General features: G+C 64.8%; 24 protein-coding genes and 1 pseudogene. 8 read left to right on the plus strand and 17 right to left on the minus strand.

What is annotated here, in order from left to right:
- Window positions 1–67 precede the first annotated feature (67 nt).
- Window positions 68–1,018 (minus strand): phage tail protein, encoded by a 951-nt coding sequence (locus tag LGM71_RS30440; RefSeq protein ID WP_226118192.1) that lies wholly within the window; start codon window positions 1,016–1,018, stop codon window positions 68–70.
- Between the two features lie 121 nt (window positions 1,019–1,139).
- Between LGM71_RS30440 and LGM71_RS30445 the strand changes: the two genes are divergently transcribed.
- The 5 genes from LGM71_RS30445 to LGM71_RS30465 all read left to right on the plus strand — a co-directional run bounded on the left by LGM71_RS30445 (window position 1,140) and on the right by LGM71_RS30465 (window position 8,896).
- The gene (locus LGM71_RS30445) at window positions 1,140–1,985 is read left to right on the plus strand and encodes a M15 family metallopeptidase (protein WP_059607874.1); all 846 of its coding nucleotides are present in this window, start codon (window positions 1,140–1,142) and stop codon (window positions 1,983–1,985) included.
- 301 nt (window positions 1,986–2,286) lie between these two features.
- Entirely contained in the window at window positions 2,287–6,240 is a 3,954-nt protein-coding gene (gene tssM, locus LGM71_RS30450) for a type VI secretion system membrane subunit TssM (RefSeq protein ID WP_226118193.1), read from the plus strand.
- Window positions 6,237–7,226: a type VI secretion system-associated protein TagF gene (gene tagF / locus LGM71_RS30455; RefSeq protein ID WP_059607872.1), complete on the plus strand. Its 990-nt coding sequence runs from the start codon at window positions 6,237–6,239 to the stop codon at window positions 7,224–7,226. The genes tssM and tagF overlap by 4 nt, the downstream gene beginning before the upstream one ends.
- A 4-nt stretch (window positions 7,227–7,230) precedes the next feature.
- Entirely contained in the window at window positions 7,231–8,184 is a 954-nt protein-coding gene (locus tag LGM71_RS30460; RefSeq protein WP_124905085.1) for an OmpA family protein, read from the plus strand.
- A 136-nt stretch (window positions 8,185–8,320) separates the two neighbouring features.
- Window positions 8,321–8,896, plus strand: coding sequence for a DUF3592 domain-containing protein (locus LGM71_RS30465; protein WP_226118194.1), 576 nt, complete (start codon window positions 8,321–8,323; stop codon window positions 8,894–8,896).
- A 122-nt stretch (window positions 8,897–9,018) separates the two neighbouring features.
- Here LGM71_RS30465 and LGM71_RS30470 read toward each other — a convergent pair whose 3' ends face one another.
- The 13 genes and pseudogenes from LGM71_RS30470 to LGM71_RS30530 all read right to left on the minus strand — a co-directional run bounded on the left by LGM71_RS30470 (window position 9,019) and on the right by LGM71_RS30530 (window position 21,993).
- A complete protein-coding gene (locus LGM71_RS30470; protein WP_226118195.1) occupies window positions 9,019–9,855 on the minus strand; it encodes a hypothetical protein in 837 nt (278 codons plus the stop codon).
- 8 nt (window positions 9,856–9,863) lie between these two features.
- The gene (locus LGM71_RS30475) at window positions 9,864–10,181 is read right to left on the minus strand and encodes a hypothetical protein (protein WP_226118196.1); all 318 of its coding nucleotides are present in this window, start codon (window positions 10,179–10,181) and stop codon (window positions 9,864–9,866) included.
- Window positions 10,182–10,198: 17 nt separating this feature from the next.
- Window positions 10,199–10,663, minus strand: coding sequence for a hypothetical protein (locus LGM71_RS30480; protein WP_226118197.1), 465 nt, complete (start codon window positions 10,661–10,663; stop codon window positions 10,199–10,201).
- Between the two features lie 404 nt (window positions 10,664–11,067).
- Window positions 11,068–11,247, minus strand: a pseudogene (locus LGM71_RS30485) (hypothetical protein); the annotation flags it as partial.
- 67 nt (window positions 11,248–11,314) lie between these two features.
- Window positions 11,315–12,436 (minus strand): type VI secretion system protein TssA, encoded by a 1,122-nt coding sequence (tssA, locus tag LGM71_RS30490; RefSeq protein ID WP_226118198.1) that lies wholly within the window; start codon window positions 12,434–12,436, stop codon window positions 11,315–11,317.
- A gap of 43 nt (window positions 12,437–12,479) precedes the next feature.
- Window positions 12,480–15,149, minus strand: coding sequence for a type VI secretion system ATPase TssH (gene tssH / locus LGM71_RS30495; protein ID WP_226118217.1), 2,670 nt, complete (start codon window positions 15,147–15,149; stop codon window positions 12,480–12,482).
- 43 nt (window positions 15,150–15,192) lie between these two features.
- Window positions 15,193–16,293 (minus strand): type VI secretion system baseplate subunit TssG, encoded by a 1,101-nt coding sequence (gene tssG / locus LGM71_RS30500; RefSeq protein WP_059607866.1) that lies wholly within the window; start codon window positions 16,291–16,293, stop codon window positions 15,193–15,195.
- Window positions 16,257–18,092: a type VI secretion system baseplate subunit TssF gene (gene tssF / locus LGM71_RS30505; RefSeq protein ID WP_124905091.1), complete on the minus strand. Its 1,836-nt coding sequence runs from the start codon at window positions 18,090–18,092 to the stop codon at window positions 16,257–16,259. The genes tssG and tssF overlap by 37 nt, the downstream gene beginning before the upstream one ends.
- A 77-nt stretch (window positions 18,093–18,169) precedes the next feature.
- The gene (gene tssE, locus LGM71_RS30510) at window positions 18,170–18,655 is read right to left on the minus strand and encodes a type VI secretion system baseplate subunit TssE (RefSeq protein WP_059465243.1); all 486 of its coding nucleotides are present in this window, start codon (window positions 18,653–18,655) and stop codon (window positions 18,170–18,172) included.
- Window positions 18,656–18,717: 62 nt separating this feature from the next.
- Window positions 18,718–19,221 (minus strand): Hcp family type VI secretion system effector, encoded by a 504-nt coding sequence (locus LGM71_RS30515; protein ID WP_006477093.1) that lies wholly within the window; start codon window positions 19,219–19,221, stop codon window positions 18,718–18,720.
- 70 nt (window positions 19,222–19,291) lie between these two features.
- Window positions 19,292–20,782 carry a type VI secretion system contractile sheath large subunit gene (gene tssC / locus LGM71_RS30520; protein ID WP_039320274.1) on the minus strand — a complete coding sequence of 497 codons (1,491 nt, stop codon included), beginning with the start codon at window positions 20,780–20,782 and terminating at the stop codon, window positions 19,292–19,294.
- 15 nt (window positions 20,783–20,797) lie between these two features.
- Window positions 20,798–21,313 carry a type VI secretion system contractile sheath small subunit gene (gene tssB / locus LGM71_RS30525; RefSeq protein WP_044845930.1) on the minus strand — a complete coding sequence of 172 codons (516 nt, stop codon included), beginning with the start codon at window positions 21,311–21,313 and terminating at the stop codon, window positions 20,798–20,800.
- A 44-nt stretch (window positions 21,314–21,357) separates the two neighbouring features.
- Window positions 21,358–21,993, minus strand: coding sequence for a tetratricopeptide repeat protein (locus LGM71_RS30530; RefSeq protein WP_175816766.1), 636 nt, complete (start codon window positions 21,991–21,993; stop codon window positions 21,358–21,360).
- A gap of 377 nt (window positions 21,994–22,370) precedes the next feature.
- Here LGM71_RS30530 and tssJ point away from each other — a divergent pair, with 377 nt between their 5' ends.
- The 3 genes from tssJ to icmH all read left to right on the plus strand — a co-directional run bounded on the left by tssJ (window position 22,371) and on the right by icmH (window position 25,211).
- Window positions 22,371–22,982 carry a type VI secretion system lipoprotein TssJ gene (gene tssJ / locus LGM71_RS30535; protein ID WP_124905093.1) on the plus strand — a complete coding sequence of 204 codons (612 nt, stop codon included), beginning with the start codon at window positions 22,371–22,373 and terminating at the stop codon, window positions 22,980–22,982.
- Window positions 22,983–23,085: 103 nt separating this feature from the next.
- Window positions 23,086–24,432 carry a type VI secretion system baseplate subunit TssK gene (gene tssK / locus LGM71_RS30540; protein ID WP_059682129.1) on the plus strand — a complete coding sequence of 449 codons (1,347 nt, stop codon included), beginning with the start codon at window positions 23,086–23,088 and terminating at the stop codon, window positions 24,430–24,432.
- Window positions 24,429–25,211, plus strand: coding sequence for a type IVB secretion system protein IcmH/DotU (gene icmH, locus LGM71_RS30545; protein ID WP_226118218.1), 783 nt, complete (start codon window positions 24,429–24,431; stop codon window positions 25,209–25,211). Before tssK ends, icmH begins: the two co-directional genes overlap by 4 nt.
- A gap of 92 nt (window positions 25,212–25,303) precedes the next feature.
- Here the strand turns inward: icmH and LGM71_RS30550 are convergent, their stop codons facing one another.
- The 3 genes from LGM71_RS30550 to LGM71_RS30560 all read right to left on the minus strand — a co-directional run bounded on the left by LGM71_RS30550 (window position 25,304) and on the right by LGM71_RS30560 (window position 26,903).
- On the minus strand, window positions 25,304–25,621 hold the full coding sequence (locus tag LGM71_RS30550) for a hypothetical protein (protein ID WP_226118219.1): 318 nt from the start codon (window positions 25,619–25,621) through the stop codon (window positions 25,304–25,306).
- A 569-nt stretch (window positions 25,622–26,190) separates the two neighbouring features.
- A complete protein-coding gene (locus LGM71_RS30555; RefSeq protein ID WP_226118220.1) occupies window positions 26,191–26,616 on the minus strand; it encodes an SMI1/KNR4 family protein in 426 nt (141 codons plus the stop codon).
- Entirely contained in the window at window positions 26,613–26,903 is a 291-nt protein-coding gene (locus tag LGM71_RS30560; RefSeq protein ID WP_226118324.1) for a hypothetical protein, read from the minus strand. Before LGM71_RS30560 ends, LGM71_RS30555 begins: the two co-directional genes overlap by 4 nt.
- Window positions 26,904–26,942: the final 39 nt, after the last annotated feature.

The following is a 26,942-nucleotide window of genomic DNA, read 5'->3' on the forward strand; positions in this document are numbered from 1 at the left end:
CCCCAAAAAGCAATGCGCCGCCCATTGGGCGGCGCATGTGCGATGAGCAGGCCGGCGTGACGCCTCGCTACTGCCGCGTCTCCGACTGCGCGGCGGTCGGGCAGGCCGGATCCTTGCCCCAGTGGCCGTCGCAGACGCGCCACCGGCACAGCTGATCCTCGAAGAAGCCGCGCTCCGAGCACTCCTTCACGCGCACTGCGAGCGAACCGCCCGTCGTGGCGGCCGTCTTGGTCGGCACGACCTGCCCCTTCTGCGCGGCGACCTTCTTGTCCGCCGGCTTCGTGCGTGCGACGAGCGCGGCGAGCAGGTCCGCATCCGGATCGTCCTTCCCGGCGGCCTTTGCGCTCGCGGTACGGGTCGTCGCGTCGCGACGCTTCTTCGCCTGCGCGAGCTCCGCCTGCTGTTCCTTGTGGTGCTTGCGGGCCTCCGCCTTCGCGTCGGCCTTCGCATCGGCCTTGCTGCGTGCGGCGACCTTGCCGCTCTGCGCGGCGTCGGCCTTCGCGGTTTTCGCTGTCGCAGCCGCGGCGGCGGCGCCAGCCGTGGCCGCGCCCGATGCATCGTCGGCACCGTTCGCGAGCGCGCGCGACAAGCGGCTGTTGTCCGCGCCCGACGCGCCCGATGCGGACGCAACGGTCTGGGACGCCGCATCGTCATTGACGATCGTGGCCGGTTGCGCGGCAGGAGCGGCCGACGCGGCATTCTGCGCGACCTGCACGGCGCCGCCGCTGGCTGCCTCGGCCTTCGCCGCTGCCTGCGCGGGCGCGGCGGCCACGACGGCCTGCTCGCCGGATTGCTGCTGCCAGCGCCATGCCCCCCAGCCGCCGACGGCGACCACGAGCGCGACGACAGCCGCGATCGGCCCCTTCAGCGAGCGGCGCGGCGCTTCGGCCGGCGGCGTGACACGTCCTTCCAGATTCGCGAGAATGCGCGACTGCTGCGGTCCACCCTCACCTGCCGGTTTGGTATCGGACAGCAGGCTCGGCGGGGTTTTCGAATTTGAATTTTCCGGCGCACTCATTCAGCGTCTCATTGAATCCTGGTTTAATTCACCGCGATAATATAGCCCGGCCTCTCAAAGCAGCCTGATTCTAAGAGCAAGCATTGCAAAACACAATCAATTCCAATTTCCGGGGATTTCGTTGATTGCCGTCGCACTCGTCGCCTATTTCGCCCTTGCCGTCGCGGTCGCGGCACTGTTGCTTTTACCGGGTATCCGCACGGCGGTTTTCGAATCCGTCGCCCAGTTTCACGGCCGCCTGACGCGCCGCGCGAACGCTCGCGCCGCACGCACGCGAAGTCAAATTGTTAAATCGGCAACCGTTACGCGCGGCGCATTAAGCGATGTGCAAAATTTACTGATTCGGCGGCGCTTGATGATTATGGTGTCGGCAGGTATTCTTGCGACGCCGCCATTGGTGGCCATTGCGTTACGCGGTCGGCAATTGTTTCAGTACGACGACACGGCGCGCGTGCCGGACGAGAAGATCGCCGCGCTGCTGCAGGGCGAACAGCTCGTGCCGCCCCCGCCGTTGCCGCCGGAAGTCTTTGCCACGAAGGAAGTCGAACAGGTGCGGCCGGCACTGAAGGACGCGAGCCGCGACTGGAACCTGCTGGATCCCGATTTCCGTACGCGTTTGCTGCTGGTCTACAAGATCATGCACGAACAATATGGTTACGAGATGGCGCTGCTGGAAGGTTATCGGAGCCCGGAACGACAGAACCGGCTCGCGCAAATGGGCACCAACGTGACCAATGCGGCGGCCTTCCAGAGTTATCACCAATTCGGGCTCGCGAGCGACAACGCGTTTCTGCGCGACGGCAAGCTGGTCATTTCCGAGAAAGATCCCTGGGCGATGCGCGGCTACCAGTTGTACGGACAGGTTGCCGAACAGGTCGGCCTGACCTGGGGAGGCCGATGGAAAATGATGGATCTCGGGCACGTGGAATACCATAAACCCGGTTTTAAACTGGGACGCGGCAGCTAGTCAGGGCTGCCGGACAAGAAATAATGAGGGCGGCATGGGGCTTTTTAATCATCCGGCAGGAAACGATTTGAGCGGCGCAATCGATCGGGCATTCCGTTGCACGATTTTTTCCAATCGCCGCTTCCGTTTTAATTCTCACAGCGTCCTTTCATTATTGCGCGCGCCTTCTCCGATGCCGCGGGCGCATTGATGCCAGCCCCCTTCATCCCGTTTGACAGCATGGCGACACATCGCGGCGCCACGCTTGCCGCTCGGCGCGCCTGCGTCGCCTCACCGAATCGCACCGGAACCTGAACGTCCTATGCAACGCATCCTCAACGTGCTGACTCATCCGCGTACGCTCTCGATTGTCGGGATCATCGCGCTAGCGGCGATTCTCTTCATCGTCGCCGACATGCTGCAGCTGCCGCTCCTGTGGGCGGCGATCGCCTTCGCGGCGATCCTCGTGCTGTGGCTTGGTGTCGCGTTGGTACGCCGCTGGCGCGTGAAGCGCGCGAACCAGCAGCTCGGCCAGGTGCTGGAAGAGCAGGCGGAAACCGGCAAGATCGCCGCGCCGGCCGCGGCCGCGCTCGCACCCGACACCAAGACCGCCGACCTCGACGTGCTGCGCACGCGCCTCTCCGACGCGGTCAAGACGATCAAGACGTCGAAGATCGGCCAGGTGTCGGGCGGCTCCGCGCTGTACGAGCTGCCGTGGTACATCGTCATCGGCAACCCGGCCGCCGGCAAGAGCAGCGCGGTGCTGAACTCCGGCCTGCAGTTTCCGTTCGCGGACAAGAACAGCGCCGTGATCCACGGCATCGGCGGCACGCGTAACTGCGACTGGTTCTTCACGACCGAAGGGATCCTGCTCGACACGGCCGGCCGCTACTCGGTGCACGAGGAAGACCGCAGCGAATGGCTCGGCTTTCTTGGCCTGCTGAAGCGTTATCGCCCGAAGGCGCCGATCAACGGCATCATCGTTACCGCGAGCATCGCCGAACTGACCGGCAACCGCCCGGAATTCGCGATCAACCTCGCGAAAAACCTCCGCCAGCGCGTTCAGGAGCTGACGGAAAAGCTCGAGGTGTTCGCGCCGGTCTACGTGATGTTCACGAAGGCCGACCTGATCACCGGCTTCACCGAATTCTTCAGCAGCAGCGACAAGCACGAATACGACCGCGTGTGGGGCGCCACCCTGCCCTACGAGCCGGACGACAAGCGCGACGTCGTCGCGCAGTTCGACACGCACTTCGAGGAGCTCTACGAAGGGCTGAAGGAAATCAGCGTCGCGCAGCTGTCGCTGTCGCGCGGCAACCAGCTGTCGCCGGGCCAGTTGAGCTTCCCGCTCGAATTCTCGACGATCAAGCCGTCGCTGCGCGCGTTCCTCGCGACGCTGTTCGAGAACAACCCGTTCCAGTACAAGCCGATCTTCCGCGGCTTCTACTTCACCAGCGCGCTGCAGGAAGGCGAAACCAACAGCGCCGCCGCGCAGCGCATCGCGCACCGCTTCGGCCTCGACGCGAGCGCGCTGCCGAAGCCGCACAGCGCGTTTTCGAAGAACGGCTTCTTCCTGCGCGACCTGTTCTCGAAGGTGATCTTCGCGGATCGCCAGACCGTGCGCCAGTTCGCGAGCCCGACCAAGACCCGGCTGCGCTACGCGACCTTCTTCGGCTTCGTCGCGGCGCTCGCGCTCGCGCTCGGCGGCTGGACCTGGTCGACGATCGGCAACCAGCAACTCGTCGCGAACGTGCAGGCCGACCTCGACAACGTCACGCGCCTGCAGCAGGGCCGCAACGATCTGCAGTCGCGTCTGCAGGCGATGGATATCCTGGAAGACCGGATCGAACAGCTCGAACAGTTCCGCCGCGACAAGCCGGTGTCGGTGTCGCTCGGCCTGTACCAGGGTGACCGTCTCGAACAGCACCTGCTGACCGAGTACTACAACGGCGTGCGCCAGATCCTGCTGGCGCCGGTCTCGCAGAACCTCGCGTCGTTCATGAAGGATGTGAACGCGCACCCCGAACAGCTCGTGCCGATGACGCGCCCGCCCGAATCGGGCGCCGTGCAGGGCGGCCCGATTCCCGTATCGACGAACCCGCCGGGCGCCACGCCGCTCGCCGGCGCCGCGCAAGGCGCACCCGCCGCGACCGCCGCCGCGCCGCAACAGGCGGCGGCACCGCAGGGCGGGTTGTACAGCGACGCGTCGCCGACCAACGTGCAGGACGCGTACAACGCGCTGAAGACTTACCTGATGCTGTCCGACAAGCGTCACGTCGAACAGGCGCACCTGACCGACCAGCTCGCACGCTTCTGGCGCGGCTGGCTCGAGACGAATCGCGGCAACATGCCGCGCGACGAGATGATCAAGAGCGCCGAGCGCATGATCTCGTTCTACCTCGCGCGCGTAAACGACGACGACTGGCCGATGATCGACGCGAACCTCGCGCTCGTCGACCAGACCCGCGAGAACCTGCGCCGCGTCGTGCGCGGCATGCCGGCCCGCCAGCGCGTCTATGAGGAAATCAAGGCGCGCGCGTCGACCCGCTTCGCGCCGATGACCATCGCGCGCATCGTCGGTGACGGCAACCAAGGGCTGGTCGCCGGCAGCTATGCGATTCCGGGCACGTTCACGCGCGAAGCGTGGTTCGACTACGTGCAGCCGGCGATCCGCGACGCGGCGACCAAGGAACTGCAGGCGAAGGACTGGGTGCTGAACACGTCGACGCAGGACGACCTGACGCTGGAAGGCAGTCCCGAGCAGATCCAGAAGACGCTCGTCGGCATGTACAAGACCGAATACGCGCAGCACTGGCAGAAGTTCATGCAGGGTATCGCGGTGCAGGGCTTCAGCAGCTTCGGCCAGGCCGTCGACGGGATGAACCGCCTCGGCGACCCGCAGGATTCGCCGATCCGCAAGATCCTCGAGACCGCGTACGACCAGACGTCGTGGGACAACCCGTCGCTGGCGAACGTCGCGATCAAGAAGGCGCAGACCGGCGTCGTGAACTGGGTCAAGCAACTGTTCACGCGCTCGCAGGCCGGCCAGGTGGCGGCCGCGAACATCGACATCAACGGCAATCCGGCCGAGGTGCCGATGGGTCCGATCGGCCAGGAGTTCATCGGGCTCGCGCGGATCGTCACGACGCACGACGGCACGTCGATGCTCAAGGGCTACATGGACTCGCTGTCGAAGGTCCGTACGCGCTTCAACGTGATCAAGAACCAGGGCGACCCCGGCCCCGGCGCGCGCCAGCTGATGCAGCAGACGCTCGACGGCAACGGCTCGGAACTGGCCGATTCGCTGAAGTTCGTCGACGAGCAGATGCTGACGGGCCTGACCGATTCGCAACGCAAGTCGCTGCGTCCGCTCCTGGTGCGCCCGCTGATGCAGGCGTTCTCGGTGGTGATCCAGCCGGCGAGCGCCGAAGTCAACAAGGTGTGGAACGCGCAGGTCTACCAGCCGTTCCAGAGCTCGCTCGCGACGAAGTACCCGTTCGCGGCGAACGCGAAGGTCGAGGCCGGCGCCGGTGAAATCGCGCAGGTGTTCGGTCCGGACGGCGCGATCGCGAAGTTCGTCGGCACGACGCTGGGCCCGCTCGCGGTGCGCCGCGGCGACACGCTTGCGGCCCGCACGTGGGGCGACATGGGCATCGGCCTCACGCCCGACTTCACGAACGGCTTCGCACGCTGGGTCGCCCCGCTCGCCGGCGGCGCCGCGGGCGGCGCGGCCGCGGCGGCCGAACCGCAGACCGTGTTCCAGATCCTGCCGCAACCGAGCACGGGCACGACGGAATACACGATCGCGATCGACGGCCAGCAACTGCGCTACCGCAACACGCCGCCGCAGTGGACCAACTTCGTGTGGCCGAACCCGCAGGGCTCGCCGGGCGCGACGCTGTCCGCGACGACCTTCGACGGCCGCACCGTGCAACTCGTCAACGAACCGGGCCGCTACGGTCTCGAGAAGCTGATCAACTCGGCGCAGCGCAAGCGCCGTCCGGACGGCACCTTCGACCTCACGTGGGTCCAGGGCAGCGTGAACGTGTCGGTGACGATGCGCATCATCAGCACGTCGCAGCCGACGAGCGGCGGCGGCGACCAGCCGCAGCAGCAGAGCCTGCGCGGCCTGCAGCTGCCGTCGTCGGTCGCCGACGCGAGCGCGGGTGCCGCGCAGAACGCGACGCAGGCCGGCACGGGCACGCCGGCCGCGGCACCGACACCGGCACCGGCCGTCGCGGCCGCCACCGCAACGAATGCACAGGGGGCGCAATGACGCAAACCGTTCAGGCGCAGATCGCCTACTTCGGCAAGATTCCGTCGCGCGGCGACTTCGTGAAGAGCCCGCACAATCCGCAGCTGCTGCAGACGCTCGATCGCTGGATCGCGCAGGCGCTCGAACTGCTCGCGGAAGATCCGCGCTGGAAGATCGTCTACGAGGATGCGAAGCCGATGCATTTCGCGTTCCTCGGCTCGCGCAGCAAGCTCGCGATCGCGGGCCACATGGTCGCGAGCCACGACGTGTCGATGCGCCGCTTCCCGTTTCTCGGCGCGACCGCGCTCGAGGTCGACCGGCCGCTCGCGTTCCTCGCGCGCAGCCCGCTCGCGTTCGCCCGGCTGTGGTCGCGCGTCGCCGCGCAGATGCCGCCGCTGCTCGCGAAGGAGGAGCCGCCCGGCGCGCTGCAGGCGCTCGGCGACACGCAGGTGCCGATCGACGTCGGCGGCCCCGGCACGTCGCATGACGGCACCTTCAACGACTTCATCGAACACCAGTCGCTGTATGGCCTGCAGCAGATGCTGCTCGAAAGCGGCCATCCGGTCCGGCTGCGCGGCGCCATGCTCGCGCTCGGCTCGCTCTTGCGGCCCGTGATGCAGAGCGGCTCGTCGCACATCGAGCGCGGCCTCACGCTGCCGCTGCCCGTCGATCCGTTCTACCGAAGCCTCGTCGCCGCGTTCTGGCTCGAACTGATCGCACCGTTCGTCGCGCAGGCCGACTTCGAGCTCGCGATCTTCATCGGCACGATCGCCGAGCGCGAACGGCTGATCATCGGCTTCAACGGCGCGTCGTCGAAGACGCTGCTGAGCGTCGTCGACCCGCAGACCTACGCCGCCCACAACATCGACATCGACGATCCCGAATGGATCGACGCCCATGCGCAAAACGATCAGCAGATCAGCAAGCTCGTCAGCTACCTCGACCAACCGCAACTCTCGCTGCGCGTCGCCATCGACGCGTTCCGCGAAGCGTTCATCGGAGGCTGACGGGATGCAACGCACGAATCACGTCCGGCGCATGCGCTTCTCGGCATTCGTTGCCGCCCTCGCCGCCGCCGGCCTCGTCGCCAGCGGCGCGGCCTACGCGCAGAACACCGGCGGCGCGACCGTCACGCCGATCGGCAACGGCACAGTCGCGACGACCGCGCTGCCGTCGTCCAACACGAACCCCGGCGCCGCGCCTGCTACCGCCTCCGGCACGGTGGTGCACGGCACGGCCGGCACGATCTCGCCGCCGCCCGCGAACGCGACACCCGGCCAGGTGGTGGTCGGCGGCAAGGTGCCGGACGAGGCGACCAAGGCCGCCGTGCTGCAGAAGCTGCGCGACACCTACGGCGCGGTGAATGTGGTCGACCAGATCGAGGTCGGCGACGTCGCGACGCCGCCGAACTGGAGCGCGAACGTGCAGAAGCTGCTCGGCGCGCAGCTCAAGCAGATCAGCAAGGGGCAACTGAAGATCAACGGCACGCAGATCGAGATGAAGGGCGAGGTGCACAACGAAGCACAGCGCCAGCAGCTCGCGAGCGACATGGCGAACACGCTGAACCCGACTTACACGATCAAGAATGGGCTGCGCGTGTCGGCATCCGAGCAGGGTGTGCTCGACCAGACGCTCGCGAACCGGACGATCGAGTTCGAGACCGGCAGCGCGACGCTGACGCCGCAGGGCAAGCTGATCCTCGACCAGATGGCGGCCGCGCTCGCGAAGATGCAGAACCGCACGGTCGACATCATCGGCCACACCGACAATTCGGGGAACCGGACGTCGAACATCGCGCTGAGTCAGGCGCGCGCGGATGCGGTGAAGGGTTATCTGATCACGAAGAGCATCCCGCCGCAGCAGATGACGACGACGGGCGTCGGGCCGGATCAGCCGATCGCGCCGAATGACACGGCGGATGGGCGGGCCAGGAATCGGCGGATCGAGTTCCGGGTGGGGCAGTAGGCGGAGGTTCGGCTGTGCGGCGAGCCGGTGGCAGGATACCGGCAGACTCGTCCCGCCGGATCGTGCAGCCCCCATCTCCCCGCATTGTCAACAGGCCGATCGCCTGACCGACCGACTACTGAATCCGACCATTCCAGTGAAATACGCAATGCGCTGCTTGCGGTCGGCCATTCTTCTGCTCTTCGGTGCGGCCTTCGTGCTGATGGGTGTAGCTGGCGCCGTCAATTCTGCCATCCTCGTTCGCGCTCGTGTGTGGCCTCACGTCCCCGCCATTGTCGAGCGATGCGAGTTGTCTCTGCGATATGGCAAATCCGATGCGACATGGGAGGCGCGCGCCGTCTTCCGCTATGGCGCGGGACAGACGCAGCAGTACGATACAGCGTGGCAGCCTGCCGGGTCGCCGGTGTATTCGCGTTCGGCCGCCTCGAACATCAGCCACGAACAGTTCGCAGCGTTCACGAAGACGTACTGCAATGCGGCCGCGAACGATGGCCTGCGCGTTTCGCCGATGTTTCCCGGCATTGCGCGGCGCAACGAAGCGGTTGAGGGCGGAGCATGGGTGCGTGAAATCGGATTCGGCCTATTCGCCCTGATCGGCGGATTGATGCTGTGTGCGATGAGCATTTCGATGCTGCCGTGGATCGAGGATAGGAAGAAGCAATCGTTGAGGCGAAAGACTCGGCGCGCGCGGAAACGTATCGGCGGTTCGTGACTCGCGCCGGCAGACCGGATTCGGATCAGACGTCGTATCGTGCCGGTCGGGGCGCGACGGCTGATCGTTGCGCGGGAAGGAAACGTACTGCGTTCCCGTCATCCGGGTCGAGTTTGATTCTCTCAGCCACGCTGCTTTTCCTCTGCACGTGACGGCGGCAACAAGCCGTCTGGAACCGCCGGCAAGGCAACCGGCTCGAACTGGCCGGTCGTCAATTCGGATAGGACGCTCTTCGGCAGAGACCGCATCGACGTTGCAAACACGCCGGGCCGATCCGCAGCGGCTTTCAAGACGCGCTGAACCTCCGGATGCGCGTCGAAACGGCTATTCACCAGCAAGGCGTAGTACGCGTACTGCTTCAAGTCATCTGAATCGGTCAGGCGGTATTTCAACCATGCTGCCGCCACGATACGCGCGATACGGCGAAACTGCTGGTCTTCGCGTTCGTCGTATCGCTTGCTCAACTGCACCTGATAGTTGGTCGACATCCAGTGCGACACATCGATCATCGGAATACGCGATTCGTCCATCGGCGTGCCGGGAAACTGAAGCTCGATGTGGCGATCCGGATAAAAATGAACTGCAAGAATTCGGCTGCCCACATTTTCCGGAACCTTTGACGGAGGCAGCACAACCTTTGCTTCGGCGTGAAACGTCTGTTCGTCGCCCTTATGCCACTGGTCAACGTCGTAGTAGTCCCATTTGACGATGAACTCGGTCCCCTTGAGCTGATAGCAACAAGTCACGCCCCCACCGCCCCCCGGCATGCTGTCGCCACCGCCGCCTGCCTTGTTGCCATAAGCATCGGTGATCGTGAATTTATCCAGGTTATAGGGCAGGTAGTTCTGAGCCATGACCGAAATCCCGCTGTATGTCGGTTCCGGCTTGCCGCACGCCGCCATGGCCGTCACGAGCAGGCACCCTGCCAGAACACGGCTCACCAGACTCGAAAATCTCATTGCCCTATTCAATGATGTTTTCCCTTCCGAATATTGCCCAGCATGCCCTTCCGACGTATCGATTTTAGTTGTCCACTCGGCAAATGCGATTTTTTATCTACGTAAATGACGATATGTCCGACAGCAACGGCAACATCAATCGCGACAACAATCGGGCCAAAATCGCGCGGCATCCGCAGGCTGGCCGATATCGCAGCTGATCTCGAACATACCCGGATAAGTAACCATTCCGACCCGTTCTCGGCTTCCTCCGACATGACGGACGAAACGGTATCGAGCAATCCGAGGAACTCCATCTGGATCGATACGCCCTCAGCGACTTTCACCCCGCGGACATCTCGAGTTACTTCCTTCTATTGTGAACCGCCACAAGCTTTCCGTTCGCGAAAGCAAACCACTTCCCCCCAACGCTTAGCAGTACGCGGCCAGGCAGCCATCGAACGTCGTCAATATCCAACTTGTCGCTAACCGGCAAGACGGCAGCGGGTTTTTGGCGGAAGTCGTACAGGGAGATTACCGGTGGGTCTGAAAAACCACCGCTGAAGTCTTCGACGATCAGCCGCGAGACGGCCTTGTCCTGTTCTTTCGAATCCGGATAGTAGACATAGCGTGAACCGTAAAGGTGATCGAATTGCTTGCCATCGAGCTCGACGTTGAATGTAACGTCGTCGCTTCCCGGCCGGGCGATCTTTGATATCTGCAATGTGCCCGCAACGGTGCGGATCGTATCGTGATCCCCACCCGAGGTCTGCGCCTTGACATTGATGCAACAGACCGTCATCAACACTACAACAAACGACTTCAACAAGCCCACCTCCTAAAAAGTGGGGTTCGCACCACCGACGACAGTCACAAGATCCAACAGTGGGCGAACATCTTCAAGTTTCGAAGCATCGCATGCGAAGTTCTTGAAGTTGACACCTGTGTCGATGAGATGGCTCAACCACAGGCGATGAGCCTTGACATAGTTCCCACCGTTCTATTCCGCACGCTTCGCTGCTGCCGCGCTTCCCACCTGCGCGGTCAAACGCGTCTTGGCCCCGCGGGCGATGAGCCTGGGCGGACGGTACGGCTTTGCTCCGTATACGTGTCCTCCGCAGCAATTGTTCCGGCCAAATACCGTTTTGCATCGGCCGCTCCCAAGTGGTGAGACAGGTACAGCATCTTCGCCCGCTCCCCATCATTCAAATTCGAGAAATCGTAGCCGCCGCCTTCGCTCGCGGTGGACACGAGGTCGAGCACGACGCTGAAATCTCGGCCGAGCTCGGACCGCGTCACGGCGCGGCGCGGCACGAGCGCGTTATTCGGCAGCGACGGGATATCCGTCTTCAGCAGGCGGTCCTGCTGAATCAGGCCACCACGGATCGCCTGCGCCAGTTCGGTCACGTTCATGCGTCACCCTTCTTCTCGTTCATCGCGAACCTGCCGGGCCCGCGCTCTCAGGTCAAAACCCCATCGCTCAAGACTGCTCGTCGGGCCTCACGCCCAGCAGCTCGCGAATATGCGACAGCGACCCGTCGTCCTTCACGACGCTCTCGAGCCACTTGTGCAGCGGCATGTCGGCCCATTCGGCGGCCTTGTCCGCGAGATACGCAACCGGGCTGTGCGGCTCGGTCTGGCGGAAGTAACGCGCGACGGCACGCAGCTGGTCGACGGCCTGCGCGCGGTTCTGGATGCCGGCGATCATCTGCGTCACCGGCGGACGCGGAGCGGTCTGCGACTGCACGTGGGTCTCCTCGCTGTGGAACGTGTCGCCGAAGCTCGGCTCGATGCGCTCGGGCTGCGCCTGCGGCGCCGCTTGCGTGTGCGGCGCGCTACCCGTATAGCCCTGCTCGCGCGCAAAGCGCTCGGCGAGCCGGTACACGGTCTCGAACGCGTCGCGCGCCTGCCGGAAGCTCGGCGCCGAATCGCCCGCGCGTTCGACGAGCCGCTCCTCGAACGCATCGAGCGCGAATTCGAACGCCTTCAGGTTGGCGAGCAGCGTCGTGTAGAACGCGATCGGCGTCACGCGCCGCGACGCATCGACCTGCTCGACCGACGGCTTGCCGCGTGCGATGTCGTCCGCATGCTCGGGGTCGCGCCTCACGGCCTGCGCGACGTGCTGTGCGACTTCCCAGTCGAGCGTGGTGAACGCGTTCGACGCGCCCTCCGTCACCGGAATGCCGCGCAGCAGCTCGGCCGTGCGGCCGGACAGCCACGCGACGTTGCCGAGCCGGTATTCGACGTCGTCGCCTTCGGGCAGCGGATGCACGGTGTCCCAGTAGTCTCGGCACAGGCCTTCCAGCAGCGCATAACCTTCGGTGAGGCCGGTGATGCCGTCCTCGAGCGCGAGCGCCTCGGTCAGCCACACGGCGAGCCGCAGATCCTTGGTCCGCGTGCGCAGCAGCTCGCCCGCGTGATCGACGACGAAGCCCCAGTCGGCCTCCTTGATCTCGGTCACCCATTCGCCCTGGTCGAGCGTCGGATCGTCGTAGCGCCGCGCGTCCTGGATCGCGTCGAATTCGTTCGAAAACAGCAGGTCGTCGCCGCTGGGCGACGCGTCGCTGATCGGCGTCAGCAGCTCGGGGAGATTGATCGGCATGGTTCAGTGAATCCGTTGATGCATGAGATGTCGCGCGCGGGGCTCATTCGACGGTGTACGCGAATTCGCCGGCCTCGTCCGCGCGCACCGCGATGCGCGCGATGGCCGCGCCGTCGGCGATCCGGCCGAGCACGTGGCCCGCGATCTCCGGCAGCAGCGTGCCGTTCAGGATGTGGTCGACGTTGCGGGCGCCCGAATCGACCTCGGTGCAGCGCGCGAGCACCGCATCGACGAGCGACTCGTCCCACTCGAACGCGGCCTTGTGGTTCGCTTCGATGCGGCGGCGGATGCGTTCGAGCTTCAGCTCGATGATCTCGGCCAGCACGTCGTCGGAAATCGGGTAGTACGGCACCACCTTCATCCGGCCGAGGAACGCCGGCTTGAAGGTCTTGTACAGCTGCGGGCGCAGCGCCTCGGCGAGCGCGTCCGGATCGGGCAGCTCCTCGGCCGGCTTGTTCAGGCACGCCTGCATCACCGCCGCCGACCCGACGTTCGACGTCAGGATGATCAGCGTGTTGCGGAAGTCGATCTCGCGCCCTTCGGCGTCGTCCATCGTGCCCTTGTCGAACACCTGGAAGAACATCTCGAGCACGTCCGGGTGCGCCTTCTCGACCTCGTCGAGCAGCACGACGGAATACGGATTGCGGCGCACGGCCTCGGTCAGCACGCCGCCCTCGCCGTAGCCGACGTAGCCCGGCGGCGACCCCTTCAGACCCGACACGCTGTGCGCTTCCTGGTATTCGCTCATGTTGATCGTGACCATCTTGCGCTCGCCGCCGTACAGGATGTCGGCCAGCGCGAGCGCGGTCTCTGTCTTGCCGACGCCCGACGGCCCGACGAACATGAAGACGCCGCGCGGCTTGTTCGGATCCTCGAGGTTGGCGGTCGCGGTGCGCACGCGCTGCGCGATCGCGTCGAGCGCGTGGTCCTGCCCGATCACGCGCGCGGTGAGCAGCGGCTGCAGGTTCAGCACCGTGTCGATCTCGTCCTTCACCATCCGGCCGAGCGGAATGCCCGTCCATGCCGCGACGATCTCGGCAACCACGTGGCCGTCGACCTGCAGCGGCACCATCGGCTCGCCGCCCTGCAGTGCGTGCAGTGCGGCGACGCGCTCGGCGAGCTTGTCGCGGGTCGCCTGCACGTCGACCGGCTGGCCGTCTTCCGACGGGCCGCGTGCCTTGTCGAGCGCTTCGCGCAACTCGGTGATCTCGGCGACGATCGCGCGCTCGGCTTCATAGCGCGCTTCGTCCTCGGTCAATTGCGCGAGCGCCGTGTCGCGTGCGCCGCGCAGCTCGCCGAGCCGCTCGTCGTGCGACGCGCCGCCGGCCGCTTCACGTTCCAGCGACGCGATTTCCGCGTCGATCCGCTCGATGCGCTTCTTCGTATCGTCGATCGCGGCCGGCGTTGCGCTGTGCGCGAGCGCGACCTTCGCGCATGCGGTGTCGAGCACGCTGATCGCCTTGTCCGGCAGCTGGCGGCCGCTGATGTAGCGATGCGACAGGCGCACGGCCTCGGTGATCGCATCGTCGAGGATCCGCACGTTGAAGTGCTTCTCCATCAGCCCGGACATCCCGCGCAGCATCGCGGCCGCGAGCGGCTCGCTCGGCTCCTCGACCTTCACGACCTGGAAGCGCCGCGCGAGCGCCGCATCCTTCTCGAAGTACTTCTTGTATTCGCTCCAGGTCGTCGCGGCGATCGTGCGCAGCTCGCCGCGCGCGAGCGCCGGCTTCAGCAGGTTCGCCGCGTCGTTCTGGCCGGCCTGGCCGCCCGCGCCGATGATCGTGTGTGCCTCGTCGATGAACAGGATGATCGGATGTGCGCTCTTCTTCACCTCGTCGATCACGCTCTTCAGCCGGTTCTCGAACTCGCCCTTCACGCTCGCGCCGGCCTGCAGCAGGCCCATGTCGAGCACGTGCAGCGCGACGCCACGCAGCGGCGGCGGTACGTCGTCGGCGGCGATCCGCAGCGCGAGCCCTTCGACGACGGCGGTTTTGCCGACGCCGGCCTCGCCGGTCATGATCGGGTTGTTCTGGCGGCGGCGCATCAGGATGTCGATCGCCTGGCGGATCTCGGCTTCGCGGCCGATCACCGGGTCGATCTTGCCGTCGCGCGCGCGCTGCGTGAGGTTGGTCGTGTACGTGTCGAGCGCGGGCGTCTTCGACGGGCCAGCCGCGGGCGCGGCGCCGTCGGCGGCCGGCGCGACGTCGCTGCCTTCCGCATCCGCCTGGCGCGGCTCGGCCTCGCTCGACCCGGCCATGATCTCGTCGAACTTGTGCTTCAGGTCCGTCACGTTCATTTCCGCGAACCGCGACGACATGCGCTGCGCGAACTGCGCGAGATCGGGCGCGGTCAGCAGCGCGAGCAGCAGGTGCCCCGAGCGGATGCGGCCGAGCTGCGAATCGAGCGACGCAATCAGCCATGCCTGCTCGAACAGCGCGATCAGGTGCACGGAGAACACCGGCGTGCGCGTGTTGCCCGTCTTCAGGCGCGTGAGTTCGCGCTCGAGATCGGCACGCAGCGCATGCGGATCGACACGGCTTGCGCGCAGCGCGAGCGGCAGATCGCCCGTCGCTTCGTCGAGCAGCGCGAGGAACAGATGCTCCAGATCGACCTCGTAGTGGCCGCGCGCCAGGCACGCGCTCGCCGCGCGCTCGGTTGCGTGCCGGCACAGCGGATTCAGTTTCGTGATCAGGGTCTTCAGAGGCGTGCTCATGGCGTCGATCTCAGGTTCGATTGCGTGTTGTTGTCGTTCGGAATCAGTGAATCACGTGCAGTTCGTAGCGGGCGTCCGAGCGGTCGTCGACCGCGTCGCGCGTGCAGAGGAACGCGTCCCAGCCGAGCCGCGAGCCGGCGCCGAGCACGCTCGCGCCGACCTCGGTGCGCTTCAGCACGAGCTTCACCTCGTATTCGAGCGTGACGCCGGCGAGCAGCGTCAGCATCCGCTCGAGCGCGACGGCCTGCGGGCCGCCGGGCAGGAATGCCTCGTAGTCGCGCTTGGACAGCGGACCGACGACGATCCGCGCGCGCATGTCGCGCTGCCATACGCGTTCGCCGACGAGCGCCGTCGCGCCGAGCACCGCGTTGACTTCGCCGAGCACGCTCAGCTGGTCGGTCGGCACGTCGTACCACTTGCCGACGAACTGGTCGATCTTCACCGGCACGCGGAAATAATCGGACAGCGTGCGCTGCAGGTACGCGGCCGACATCGGCCGGTGCCGCGCGGCGAGCGCGTAGCCGGCGACGGCCTCGTCGAGCACGCCGCCCGCGCCGGCCGCGAGGCTGTCGCGCACCTCGTCGCTCGGCACGCCGGCGATCGCGAGCAGCAGCGGCAGGTAGCGCTCGTCGCGATCGAGCTCGTAATGGAACGGCAGCCGGTATTTCTTCCACGCCGCGTAGAACAGCGCGGTCGCGCGGTTCGAGAACACGTCGAAGAACGCGCGCGCCGCATGGTCGCGCTTCAGGTGCTCGCGCGCGACGATCTGCTCGGTGTAGTGCAGCGGCAGCGCGCCTTGCCCGCCCAGCAGCCCGAAGAACGCGGGCGTCAGCTCGACGTGGCCGAGCTCGCCGGCCGCGAGCGCGGCGCCGCGCTGCTCGCCCGAGTCGAGCAGCGTGCCGTCGTCGTCAAACGAGCGCGCGCCCTCGATCTCGCTCGGCGGAAAACCGAGCGACAGCGTGTTGCGGAATTCGATGCGCTGCGCGACGACGTCGCCCTGCCGCCATGCGCCGGGGGCATCCGACGCCTGCCGCGCGAACAGCCCCTCGAGCACGCGCACCGCCTGGAAGAACTCGAAGCGGTGCGGCTCGTCGAGCAGCGCGTCGACTACGCCAGGATCGATTCGCCGGTCCGGGGCTTGCATCGGATGATCTCCTCGCCGGTGCGCTTCGACACGACGACTAGTTGAACGAAACTGTTGAGGTGGACGTAAAGCCCGAAGAAGCTGTCGAGCACGCGCACGAACGACGCGAGGCTCGCGCCGACGAAGTGCTCCTCGTCGATCGTCAGGCGGATCTCGATGCCGCGCACGAAGGTCGCGAACGGCTTGCCGGGCAGCCACTGCACGGCGCCGCGCTGCTCGACGCCGGCGAGGCCGTCGATCTGGCGCATCGACACGGCGGTGCGCCGCAGGTCGTACAGCGTCAGCATTTCCTTCAGCGGCGCGAGCCCGTGCGCGACCAGCGACACGTGGTTCAGCGCGAGATGCGACACGAGCCGCCAGTGTGCGGCGCGACCGCGCTCGAAGCGCACGCTCTGCGTCGGGCGCCTCAGCAGCGAGATGCCGCTCGTCTGCGCGCCGCCTTCCTGGAACAGGTCGCCGCCTTCGAGCCCGAACGCGAGCATCGACGGCAGGTCGCGGTTCGTGCAGGTGAGGTCGAGGCTCAGCGTGTCGGTCTGCGGCGACGTCGGCTCGAAGTCGATGTCGACGATCGATATCTCGGTTTCATAGCCGGGGCTTTTTTGCGCGACCCAGTCGTTGCGGCGCGCGAACCAGTAATGGCCGATCCGCGCCGATTCGCCATGATGCAGCGAATAGAACGGCCGGAACTCGATCACCGATTCTTCATGCGCCTGCTGCCTGACGAGCTTCACCGAATCGATCGAGTACACCTCGTACGCGAACGCGCGGCGCGCCTCGGCGATCACCGGATACGACACCGCGCGGTGCGTGATGCGGATCGGCTCGCCGTGCTGGCGGAACAGGTTGACGATCGGCGTGCAGAACAGCCGGAAATGGCTGGCCGTCAGCAGCTCGAGCAACCGCGCGACGTGCGAATCGCTGCGCACGTCCTGCAGCACGAGATGCAGCGTCGCGCGCTGGCAGCGGCCCGACGCGCGCGCGATCGCCGCGAGGTCGAAGTCGACGAAATCGAACTTGTCGGGGAACGCGAAATATTCGGTGAGCAGGCGATACGCGGGATGCGATTTCGCCGGATAGTCGATCAGCGCGTCGTCTTCGTCGAAGCCGGCCTGCGCGATCGGCAGCTTGCGCAGCGCGGTCCAGCGGCCGTTGCGTTCGGGCTCGACATACGCGCCGAGCACGTTGACGAACAGGCAGTCGGTCAGCGCGGCGACGAACGACTGCTCGCCGTGCAGGTGCGCACGCAGCGTCGGCACCTTCAGCGCGCCGAGATCGAGCTGCGCCGCGAGCGATTCGAACGTGATCGAGATCACGCCCGTCGCGTTGGACGGCAGCACCGTCGCGCTCGGCGCGAGCGCGACCGGCACGTAGCGCGCTTCCGAGATGCGGATCGGCGCGAGCGTCACGTCGTAGGCGGTGCGGAAGCGGCACTGCACGCCGCGGATCGGGCGACTCTTCAGTTCGGTGCCGCGATCGATCACGACCGGTTCGGTCTGCTGGCCAGGCGAAGCCGGCGTGAACTGCGCGATCGAGCACGACGGGAACGGCCGCAGGTAGTGCGGATACAGCACTTCCAGCAGCGCTTCGGTGAATTCCGGGTAATCGTCGTCGAGCTTCTTGTTGATGCGCGCGCCGAGCAGCGCGAACGACTCGATCATCCGCTCGACGTGCGGGTCCTCGCAGTGCTCGCCGGACAACGCGAGCCGCGCGGCGATCTTCGGATAACGTTCGGCGAAATCTCGCGAATAGCGCCGCAAAAACGATAATTCGCGCTCGTAGTACGGCAGCAATTCTTCCATCGACGACCCCGAACCTCAATATTCCCTGCCGGACCCTGAACCATCACCGGGCGGTCCGGCCCGCTCGGCGGCTTGATTTACAGCATTCTGGCCGCGCGCGTGCGCGTGACCGAGTACTGCAGCGTCGACGGCTGCAGCATCGCGTCGAAACTCACCGGCTCCTCGGCCGGATGCACGACGAGCAGCGCCTGGATCGCGAAGTACAGCGCATTGGTCGACTGCTCGTTCAGCTCGAACGTCACCTGCACCTGCTGCAGCCGCGGCTCGTGGCGCGCGATGGCCTGCTGGATCGACTTGCAGATGAACGCGCGGTCGTAGTGGCTCGCGAGGCTCAGCCCCGCGAAATCGTTCAGCCCGTAGGTCAGCACCGATTTCTGGCATTCCGGCAGCGCGGCCAGCTCGATCTCGGTGTGCGCGATACGGGTGTTGAGGATCGCCTCGACGTCGCGGGCGACCGTGTTCTTGAGCTCGTCCAGCGACAATTGCCGCATCGCGGCCGAGGCCGGCAGATGCGGTTCGTCGTCGAACAGCTTGTCGAGAAAACTGGGTTCGAATCGTTTCATCGGCCGGCGTGCACAGCGAAAACGGCAACGGGACGCCGCGCGCCCCGTTGCCGCAACCGACCTTAGACCGCGTAGGTCTTGTCGTTCTTCGTCAGGCTCCAGGCGCCCTGCGTGTTGCCGCCCTGGTTGCCGCCGATCTTCTGCTGGGTCTGCTTCCACTGCACGGCCGCGTACTTCAGCGAGAACGTCTCGAGCGGCAGACCTTCTTCGCGAACGCTCGGAGCGATGCTCGAGATGATCACGTACTTGAGCTTCACTTCCAGATACTGCACGCGCTTGCCTTCACCGTCCGCGCGCGAGAAATGGACCGTCACTTCATCGAACGTGGTGCCGCCCGATGCGTGCTGATACAGCAGCGGGCTCGACGAATCGATTTCCTTCGTGAAAATCATGTCGCCGTGCTCGCAGCGCGTCATCGTGTGACCGCCTGCGGTCGATGCCGTTGCCGAACGCGGCTGAACGATCGAGTGATCCCACGATTTCAGTTCGATCCAGCCCTGATGGTCTTTGTCCGCGGATTCGCCCTTCACCGCCGGACTACCAAACTGCAAGTGCATATGTAACATGGCCCTTCGACTCCCCAAAGAGGTGGTTTTAACGTCCTACCCAGGCGGCCCGCCCGGGCGATTTACTCGCTTATGAATTTGCCGGTTTGGGCAGATCAGCGACAAGTCGCAGAGAAATCGAGAGTTCGTCGAGCTGAAAGTGCGGCCGCAGGAATGCGACCGAACGATACGAGCCCGGCTTGCCCGGAATCTCCGACACTTGTATGGATGCCTCGCGCAGCGGGAATTGCGCCTTCTGTTCCTGCGACGCGTTGTCGTCGAGCAGGACGTACTGCGAAATCCACCGGTTGAGGAAAGTCTCCACGTTCTGCGCCGATGCGAAGCTGCCGATCTTGTCCCGCATCATCGCCTTCAGGTAATGCGCGACGCGCGATACCGAGAAGATGTACTGAAGCTGGGCGGACAGGACGGCGTTCGCATTCGCGCTGTCGGTGCTGTATTTTTTCGGTTTCTGCACCGATTGCGCGGCGAAAAACGCAGCGTAATCCGAGTTCTTGCAATGCACGAGCGGGATGAAGCCGAGGTCGCTCAGCTCCTTCTCGCGGCGATCGGTGATCGCGATTTCGGTCGGGCACTTCAGTGCCACTTCACCGTCGTCGGTCTTGAACGTGTGCGTCGGCAGGTCCTCGACGAGGCCGCCGCCTTCGACGCCGCGGATCGCAGCGCACCAGCCGAAGTCGTCGAACGCGGCCGTCAGGCGTGCCGCGAAGGCCCACGCCGCGTTGCACCACAGGTACTTGTCGTGCTCGGTGCCGTCGACGTCCTCGACGAAGTTGAAGTTCTCCGCGGTCTGACCGTCCTTCGGATTGAACGGCAGGCGGCCGAGGAAGCGCGGCAGCGTCAGGCCGACGTAGCGCGAATCTTCGGCGTCGCGGAACGATTTCCACTTCGCGTATTCGACCGTGTCGAACACCTTGCCGAGGTCGCGCGGCTTGCCGAGGTCGGAGAACGACTCGAGGCCGAGCAGCTCCGGCGACGCCGACGCGATGAACGGCGCGTGCGCGGCCGCCGCGACGTGCGACATCTGCTCGATGAAGTACATGTCTTCCGGCTGGCGCGAGATCTCGTAATCGCCGATCAGCGCGCCGAACGGCGAGCCGCCGAACGTGCCGAACTCTTCCTCGTAGACCTTCTTGAACAGCGCGCTCTGGTCGAACTCGCTCGCACCCTTGAAGTCGCGCACGAGGTCGCGCTTCGGCGCGTGCAGCGCCTTGATCTTGATCGTCTGGCCCGTATTGCTTTCCTTGACCAGGTAGTCCATCCCGCGCCACGTGCTTTCCAGGCGCTGGAATTCCGGCGCGTGCATCACGGCGGACAGCTGCGTGGAGATCAGGCGGTCGAGTTCCGCGACGCGCGCGTCGATCGTCGCCGACAGGTTGTCCGACACGATCACCGTGCCGTCGAGCACCTGGTGCACGAGTTCGCCGATCAGGTCCTTCGCACGCGCATGCTCGGAATCGGATTTCGCGACCTTGCTCTTCTCGACGATATCGTCGAGCAGCGAAGTCCCGGCGGCGTATTCCGCGCCGCTCGCTTGGGCCGCAGCCGTTTGCTGGTTCATCTCAACACTCCGTCGTCATTCGCCGTCTTTGTCACCGCCGGTGCCCTTCGCGAGCTCCTGCAGCTGCTGCGTGTTCTTCAGCACCTCGGACAGCAGATCCTCGAGCTTGTCGTTGCCGGCGAGCTTGTTGCGCAGATCGGCGAGCTTCGAGCGCGCCTCGAGCAGGCGGCGCAGCGGCTCGACCTGTTCGACGACTTCGTCCGGGCTGAAATCCGACAGCGAACGAAACTTCAGGTCGACCGCGAACTTGCCGCCTTCCGGGCTCAGGCGGTTTTCCACCTGGAACGCGGCGCGCGGCTCGATCGCCTTCATCACGTCGTCGAAGTTGTCACGGTCGATGTTGACGAACTTGCGGTCGCGCAGCTTCGGCTGCTCGACTTCCGACTGGCCCGCCAGATCGCCGACGACCCCGACGACGAACGGCAGTTCCTTCACCTCGATCGCGTCGCCCTTCTCGACCTCGTAGGTCAGCTGGACGCGCGGCGGCCGTATTTTCTGCAAGCTTTTCTGAATGCTTTCTTTCTTGGCCATCTCGACGGCTCCCAGGTTAGTTGTGGTTATCGCGTCAGTTGCGGTCAGTTGCGCAGTGCGCTGAACGGATCGGCGCCGCCCTTTTGCGGTGCGGCCGGCGGCGTCGGCGCGGTGGTTGCTGCTGCGGCTGCCTCGGCTGCCGGCGCCGCGCCGGCCTTCGGACGGTGAATCACGCGGCGCGTCGTACGCGTCTTCGTGGCCCGCTGCTCCGGCGGGAACAGCGCCGATTCGCCGAGCGTGTCGCGCAGTTGCTTCGCGAGCGCCTGCGCGTCCGACTTCGCATCGCCGGCGAGCGAAGCATCCTGGCGCAGTTCGCCGAGCGACTGCGTCGCGATCCGCAGCCCCGCGACGGCGAGCACGCTCTTCGCCTGACGGTCGGTCGCGTCGCGCTGCAGTGCCTCCTGCGCGGCGACGATCGCCTGGCCATAGTGGTTCTGGGCAAACTGGATCTGCGCGATGCGCGACCACGGTTCCTCGCGCGTCGGATCCGATTTCGCGAGCTGCTGGTACAGGCCGAGCGCCTTGTCCTGGTCCCCCGACTTCGCAACGGCGTCCGCATCGGCAAGCGACTTGTTGAACACCTCGGCAGTCGGCGGCGCAGGCGGCTGGTTCGCACAACCGGCGATCACGCCGCAGGCCAGCACTACCCCAGACAATTTTGCGAAGAGACGGTCTTTCATCGTTATATCCACCGGCGCGTGAGTATTAAAATCGTTGAGAATCTGGTTCTTTTGCTTTGCAAGAAGCGCGCGGGTATAGTACCGATCAATTTTTCATAATTCAATCGCTGCGTGCAGAGTAATTCCTTTTAAAACCGTGCGCTACCCCCTCGAAACGTCTTCGGCAACGGCCCGGCGGCGGCTTTTCCATCGACGGGAATGCGCAAGTTTTACTTGCTCGACAACGCTGCGCGCGGGCACCGGAAAAAAATTCCGGAACCGCAATGCGCCGCACGTGTGCTTAATAGTTGAACGGCAGATTAGCCGGCATTCGCGGTGAACGCGGAAATGCCCGGTAGTTTTGACAGGGGAGTTAAAGGCGGCACGCCGGAAACACGATGAGATCGTCCATGATTCGCTATGCGCTGCCGCTGATCGCCTGCGCGCTCCTGGCCGGATGCGCGGCCGCCCCGCTGCTCGGCTCCGCCGCGAGCGCCGTGATGCAGGCCGCCGGCATCGGCAAGCCCGAACTGCCGGATGCCCAGAAGCCGCCGCGCAACATCGGGCTCACGCTCGCCGCCGCGCCCAACCTCAACGCCGCGAACGATCGCAAGCCGCTCGCATTAGTAGTAAGGCTCTACGCGTTGAAGGACCCGACTTCGTTCCAGCAGGCGCCGTTCGATGCATTCACCGATCCGACCAAGGAAAAGGCCGCACTGGGCACCGATCTGCTGAACGTGCGTGAAATCACGCTGATTCCGGGCCAGCGCTATACGGCAACCGAAAAAGTGTCGCGCGAAGCGCAGGCATTCGGCATCGTCGCACTGTTCCGCGATCCCGCCATCCAGCGCTGGAAACTGACGTTCGACCCGGCGAAGTCGGAGAAATCCGGCATAATCGTCGGCCTGCATAATTGCGCGATGACGGTTACCGACGGCTCGGTCATCGCACCGCAACAGGGTGCGCCTTCACAACCGCTGAATTTGCTTTCGTCGGTCACCTGCGGTTAAGCATGACGCACGAATGTCAATTAACAAGAGTTAACAAATTGGCGATTTAATTCGGGCACGAACAAATCGATTACATCGCAACGCGACATTAACCGGATTTGACATGAGTTATTCGGCCAAGGTGCTTTGGGGGGAAGGGCTGTTCCTCCGGCCCCAACATTTTCAGCGGCAGGACGCCTACCACGAGGCGCGCCTGTTCGAATCCATCCAGGCGATCCAGCCGTACAACTGGGGCGTGCGCTCGGTGCGCATCGACCGCGATGCGCTCGGCAGCAACGTGCTGCGCGTGGCCGAGCTTGCGCTCGTGTTCCCGGACGGCGCGCTGTATGCCGCGCCGCAAGCCGACGACCTACCGCCTCCGATCGCGCTGGACACGCTGCCCGACGGCATCAACGAATTCGTGTTCTACCTCGCGCTGCACCCGCTGCGCGAGAACGGCACCAACTACAGCGACGATCCGGCCGCCGGCTTCATGACGCGTTTCGTCAGCGAGCAGACGAGCGTTGCCGACAACTTCACCGACGCCGCCGAAGCCGACATCACGTTCCTCAAGACGCAGGTCAAGCTGATCGCGCACAGCGAGCCGCGCGACCAGCTGCTGTCGGTGCCGCTCGTGCGCGTGCGCCGCACCGCGACGTCCGGCTTCGAGATCGACGACAGCTTCGTGCCGCCGTGCCTCGCGATCGACGCTTCGCCGATCCTGCACCAGCGGCTGCGCCAGCTCGTCGACGCGCTGCAGGCGAAGGTGAACGCGCTGTACGGTTTTCACCGTGAGCCGTCGAAGAACATCATCGAATTCCGTTCGGGCGACATCGCGTCGTTCTGGCTGCTGCACACCGCAAACGCCGCGTTCGCGACGCTCGCGCACCTGCACCAGCATGCGGCGCTGCATCCGGAGCGGCTGTTCCAGGAGCTGCTGCGCCTCGCGGGCCAGCTGATGACGTTTTCGAAGGGCTACACGCTTGCCGATCTGCCCGTGTATCGCCATGACGATCCGGGGCCGAGCTTCGCGCGCCTCGACCTGATGCTGCGCGAATTGCTCGACACCGTGATCTCGACGCGCTACTTCGCGATCACGCTCGACGAGGTGCGTCCGTCGTTCCACCTCGGCCGCCTCGATTCGGGCAAGATCGACGACAAGACCGAGTTCTACCTGGCCGTGTCCGCGGACATGCCCAACGTCGAGCTCATCGACGCGGTGCCGGCCCGCTTCAAGGTCGGCGCGCCGGATGACGTCGACAAGCTGGTGCTGTCGGCCATGCCCGGCGTGCGGCTGTCGTACATGCCGCAAGTGCCGCCCGCGATTCCGGTGCGGCCCGGTGCATGCTATTTCCAGCTCGATTCGCGCGGCGCGCTGTACGAGCGCATGCTGCAGGCCCAGTCCGCGATGATCTACGCGCCGACTGGCATCAATGACCTGAAATTCGAACTGATCGCGGTCACATCATGAGCTACGCGCCCTCCCTGTTCGGCGACAACACGCCGGCTCCGTTGCACACCCCGGCGTCGACCGACGCCGCGTTCCAGGCTCGCTCGCTGCTCGATCTGCTGTACGACGGGTTCTTCATGCTGTTCCTGCTCAAGAACGGCCGCGAGCCGGACAGCGCGAGCGAGTTCAGTACGAAGATCCAGGAATTCCTGTCGGACTTCGAGCGCGGCGCGAAGAAGCTCAACATTCCGGCCGAGGACGTGTATGGCGCGAAGTTCGCGTACTGCGCGGCCGTCGACGAGATGGTGCTGTCGTCGCAGTTCAAGATCCGCACCGACTGGGAGCGCCGGCCGCTGCAACTCGTGCTGTTCGGCGAGCAGCTCGCGGGGGAGAAGTTCTTTCAGTATCTCGAGGAATGTCGGGCGCAGGGCGCGGCGCGGTTGCAGTCGCTCGAGGTGTTTCACATGTGCCTGCTGCTCGGGTTCCAGGGCAAGTATCTGCTCGAGGGGCCGGAGAAGCTCGCGTATCTCACCGCACGGCTGGGGGACGAGATTGCGCACATGAAGGGCAAGCGCGCCGCGTTCGCTCCGCATTGGCCGCTGCCGGATCAGATCGCGCATCGGTTGAAGCGCGAGGTGCCGGTCTGGGCGATCGGGGCGGTGTTCGCGCTCGTGGCCCTGCTCGGGTATCTCGGGCTCAATACCTATCTGAAGGACAAGACGCTGCAGGTGTTGGCGCCTTATTCGCAGGTCATCAAGGTCGGGCCGGAGTCGGCGAATTTGACGATTTCGTTGCCTTGAGGGGCGTTGAGTCGTCGTTTTAACGCGGCTGCTGCTTCGTGGAAAAGGACTGCCCGGCGGTCCTTTTTTACTGTGGCGTGCGGGATGCGCCGTCAGAGCAGAATGAATTCGTCGTTTTCGACGTAGTACACGAACGCGTCGAACAATTGCGCGATGCTCGGTTCGTCGACCTGGTCGTGCGCGTTGATGACGATGTCTTCGATCGTCGTGCTGTTCAGCGTTACGCGCCAGCCGGGCTGCGGTGCGGTGACGGGTGGCGTGCCGGTTTCTGGGGCGTCTGCGCCGTCGGCGAATGCACCCTCGGTGTCGAGCGTCCACGGCATCGGTGGCAGGCAGAGCCATCCGGAGAAATCGCCCGGTTGCTCGAGAATGTGTTTCAGCGACGCGGTGGTCGTGATGGTGGTCGACATGGGTGGTGCGGTGGTAACGGGACTGGAATCAATACGCCCGAGCTGAGATGCGACAGTTGCACGAGCGTGCCGGCGTTGCGGCGCTCGTGCCGGCGAGGCGTGATTATGCCAATTTCGTATGCTCGAGGTTGGCTCGGCGCTGGCTGTCGGCAATGGACGGACGCAGTGCCGCCACTCTAGATCGCATCTAATTTCCCGCGTCGGAGTGCCCTTCAGGGTTGGTAGCGGATCGTTTCATAGATCTTGGTCATGCCCTGTTTGGCCGCGCTCTCGTTCGCAGCCAATCCGGACGAGCAGATCACGCAGTGTTGATTTTCACCGAGTCTTAACCCACCGTTTTCATCTAAATCTGACCCACCCCGAAACAGCGGGGTACATCTTTCATTGCCGGTCTCGACGATGTGGCAGTGATGCGTAAGCGATCTGCTCTTCGGTGAACTGCTCTTCGTCGCGGCATGACCTCATGGTCTTGATGACAACGTCATGCCGGAATTTTCCACGTTTAAATGGGACAGTTTTGTGGACTAGCGTCAAATCTGCCCGAGTGCTGATCATAGTACCGATGCCGGTTATAGATCGTTGCCCGTTATGTAGCCGTCGCGGATGCGGGTCAGTCCGTCCACGAGGTCGCTAGCCAGCGCTTTGACTTCATCCTCAGCGAGCGCACCGAGCGGCACAACAACGAAACGTTCGCCGCTCCGGAGATCCAAAGCAAAGCAGTAGTCCCCACCGTCCGTACCGATGCCCACGAAGCCTTGGCCCATACGCGTCGTGATCGAGTACAACGTGTTGAGTTCGACGACTTGCTCGACGGTCCACATGGACAGGTAGAGGTCACCAACATCGCCTTCGCCCCCATCCGCCCAAACAAGGAAGTCCCTATAGTCCAATGGAAGCGAGAGGCCCAGGGTGGTTTCCAGGTTCGCGACTGCCGCCAAGGTGGATGGGGCGTTTCTGCGAAAGCCCGCGCCCAGCAACGCGGTGAAATCCGTCATTTGATGGCTCCGAGTTGATCGAAGTATTTGTACGCCTTCTTCAAGGCGCGCTTGCGGCAGCCGTCCGAGATCCCAGCAGCCCGCATGTCTTGCGACGAGTAGTTAAACTGATCCTGGATGCTGGTATCCCACGGGTCTTGCCCGGCGGCCACCATTCTGTCACGACGTGAGTTCTGGCTATCGCTGATGGCTTTATGGATCGGGTTCTGTGGAATGAGGATTGCAGGAGCCTCACGGTAGTTGTACCCCTCGATTCCGTTCGCTTTAACCCAACGATCCTGAATGATGTGGTGACTTTGATAGCCAGCCGGTCGAGGGCTCGGCTG

Origin of the sequence: Burkholderia sp. AU33545, assembly GCF_020419685.1 — a bacterium.
Classification (GTDB): domain Bacteria; phylum Pseudomonadota; class Gammaproteobacteria; order Burkholderiales; family Burkholderiaceae; genus Burkholderia; species Burkholderia diffusa.

Coding starts and splice junctions, on each gene's coding strand:
- tssG (WP_059607866.1), bottom strand. CDS start 16,293: ATGCAAGCCCCGGACCGGCGAATCGATCCTGGCGTAGTCGACGCGCTG.
- LGM71_RS30550 (WP_226118219.1), bottom strand. CDS start 25,621: ATGTCGACCACCATCACGACCACCGCGTCGCTGAAACACATTCTCGAG.
- tssH (WP_226118217.1), bottom strand. CDS start 15,149: ATGAGCACGCCTCTGAAGACCCTGATCACGAAACTGAATCCGCTGTGC.
- tssC (WP_039320274.1), bottom strand. CDS start 20,782: ATGAACCAGCAAACGGCTGCGGCCCAAGCGAGCGGCGCGGAATACGCC.
- tssE (WP_059465243.1), bottom strand. CDS start 18,655: ATGAAACGATTCGAACCCAGTTTTCTCGACAAGCTGTTCGACGACGAA.
- LGM71_RS30555 (WP_226118220.1), bottom strand. CDS start 26,616: ATGACGGATTTCACCGCGTTGCTGGGCGCGGGCTTTCGCAGAAACGCC.
- tssA (WP_226118198.1), bottom strand. CDS start 12,436: ATGCCGATCAATCTCCCCGAGCTGCTGACGCCGATCAGCGACGCGTCG.
- tssM (WP_226118193.1), top strand. CDS start 2,287: ATGCAACGCATCCTCAACGTGCTGACTCATCCGCGTACGCTCTCGATT.
- LGM71_RS30530 (WP_175816766.1), bottom strand. CDS start 21,993: ATGAAAGACCGTCTCTTCGCAAAATTGTCTGGGGTAGTGCTGGCCTGC.
- LGM71_RS30470 (WP_226118195.1), bottom strand. CDS start 9,855: ATGAGATTTTCGAGTCTGGTGAGCCGTGTTCTGGCAGGGTGCCTGCTC.
- LGM71_RS30515 (WP_006477093.1), bottom strand. CDS start 19,221: ATGTTACATATGCACTTGCAGTTTGGTAGTCCGGCGGTGAAGGGCGAA.
- icmH (WP_226118218.1), top strand. CDS start 24,429: ATGAGCTACGCGCCCTCCCTGTTCGGCGACAACACGCCGGCTCCGTTG.
- tagF (WP_059607872.1), top strand. CDS start 6,237: ATGACGCAAACCGTTCAGGCGCAGATCGCCTACTTCGGCAAGATTCCG.
- tssK (WP_059682129.1), top strand. CDS start 23,086: ATGAGTTATTCGGCCAAGGTGCTTTGGGGGGAAGGGCTGTTCCTCCGG.
- tssJ (WP_124905093.1), top strand. CDS start 22,371: ATGAGATCGTCCATGATTCGCTATGCGCTGCCGCTGATCGCCTGCGCG.
- tssB (WP_044845930.1), bottom strand. CDS start 21,313: ATGGCCAAGAAAGAAAGCATTCAGAAAAGCTTGCAGAAAATACGGCCG.
- LGM71_RS30440 (WP_226118192.1), bottom strand. CDS start 1,018: ATGAGTGCGCCGGAAAATTCAAATTCGAAAACCCCGCCGAGCCTGCTG.
- tssF (WP_124905091.1), bottom strand. CDS start 18,092: ATGGAAGAATTGCTGCCGTACTACGAGCGCGAATTATCGTTTTTGCGG.
- LGM71_RS30460 (WP_124905085.1), top strand. CDS start 7,231: ATGCAACGCACGAATCACGTCCGGCGCATGCGCTTCTCGGCATTCGTT.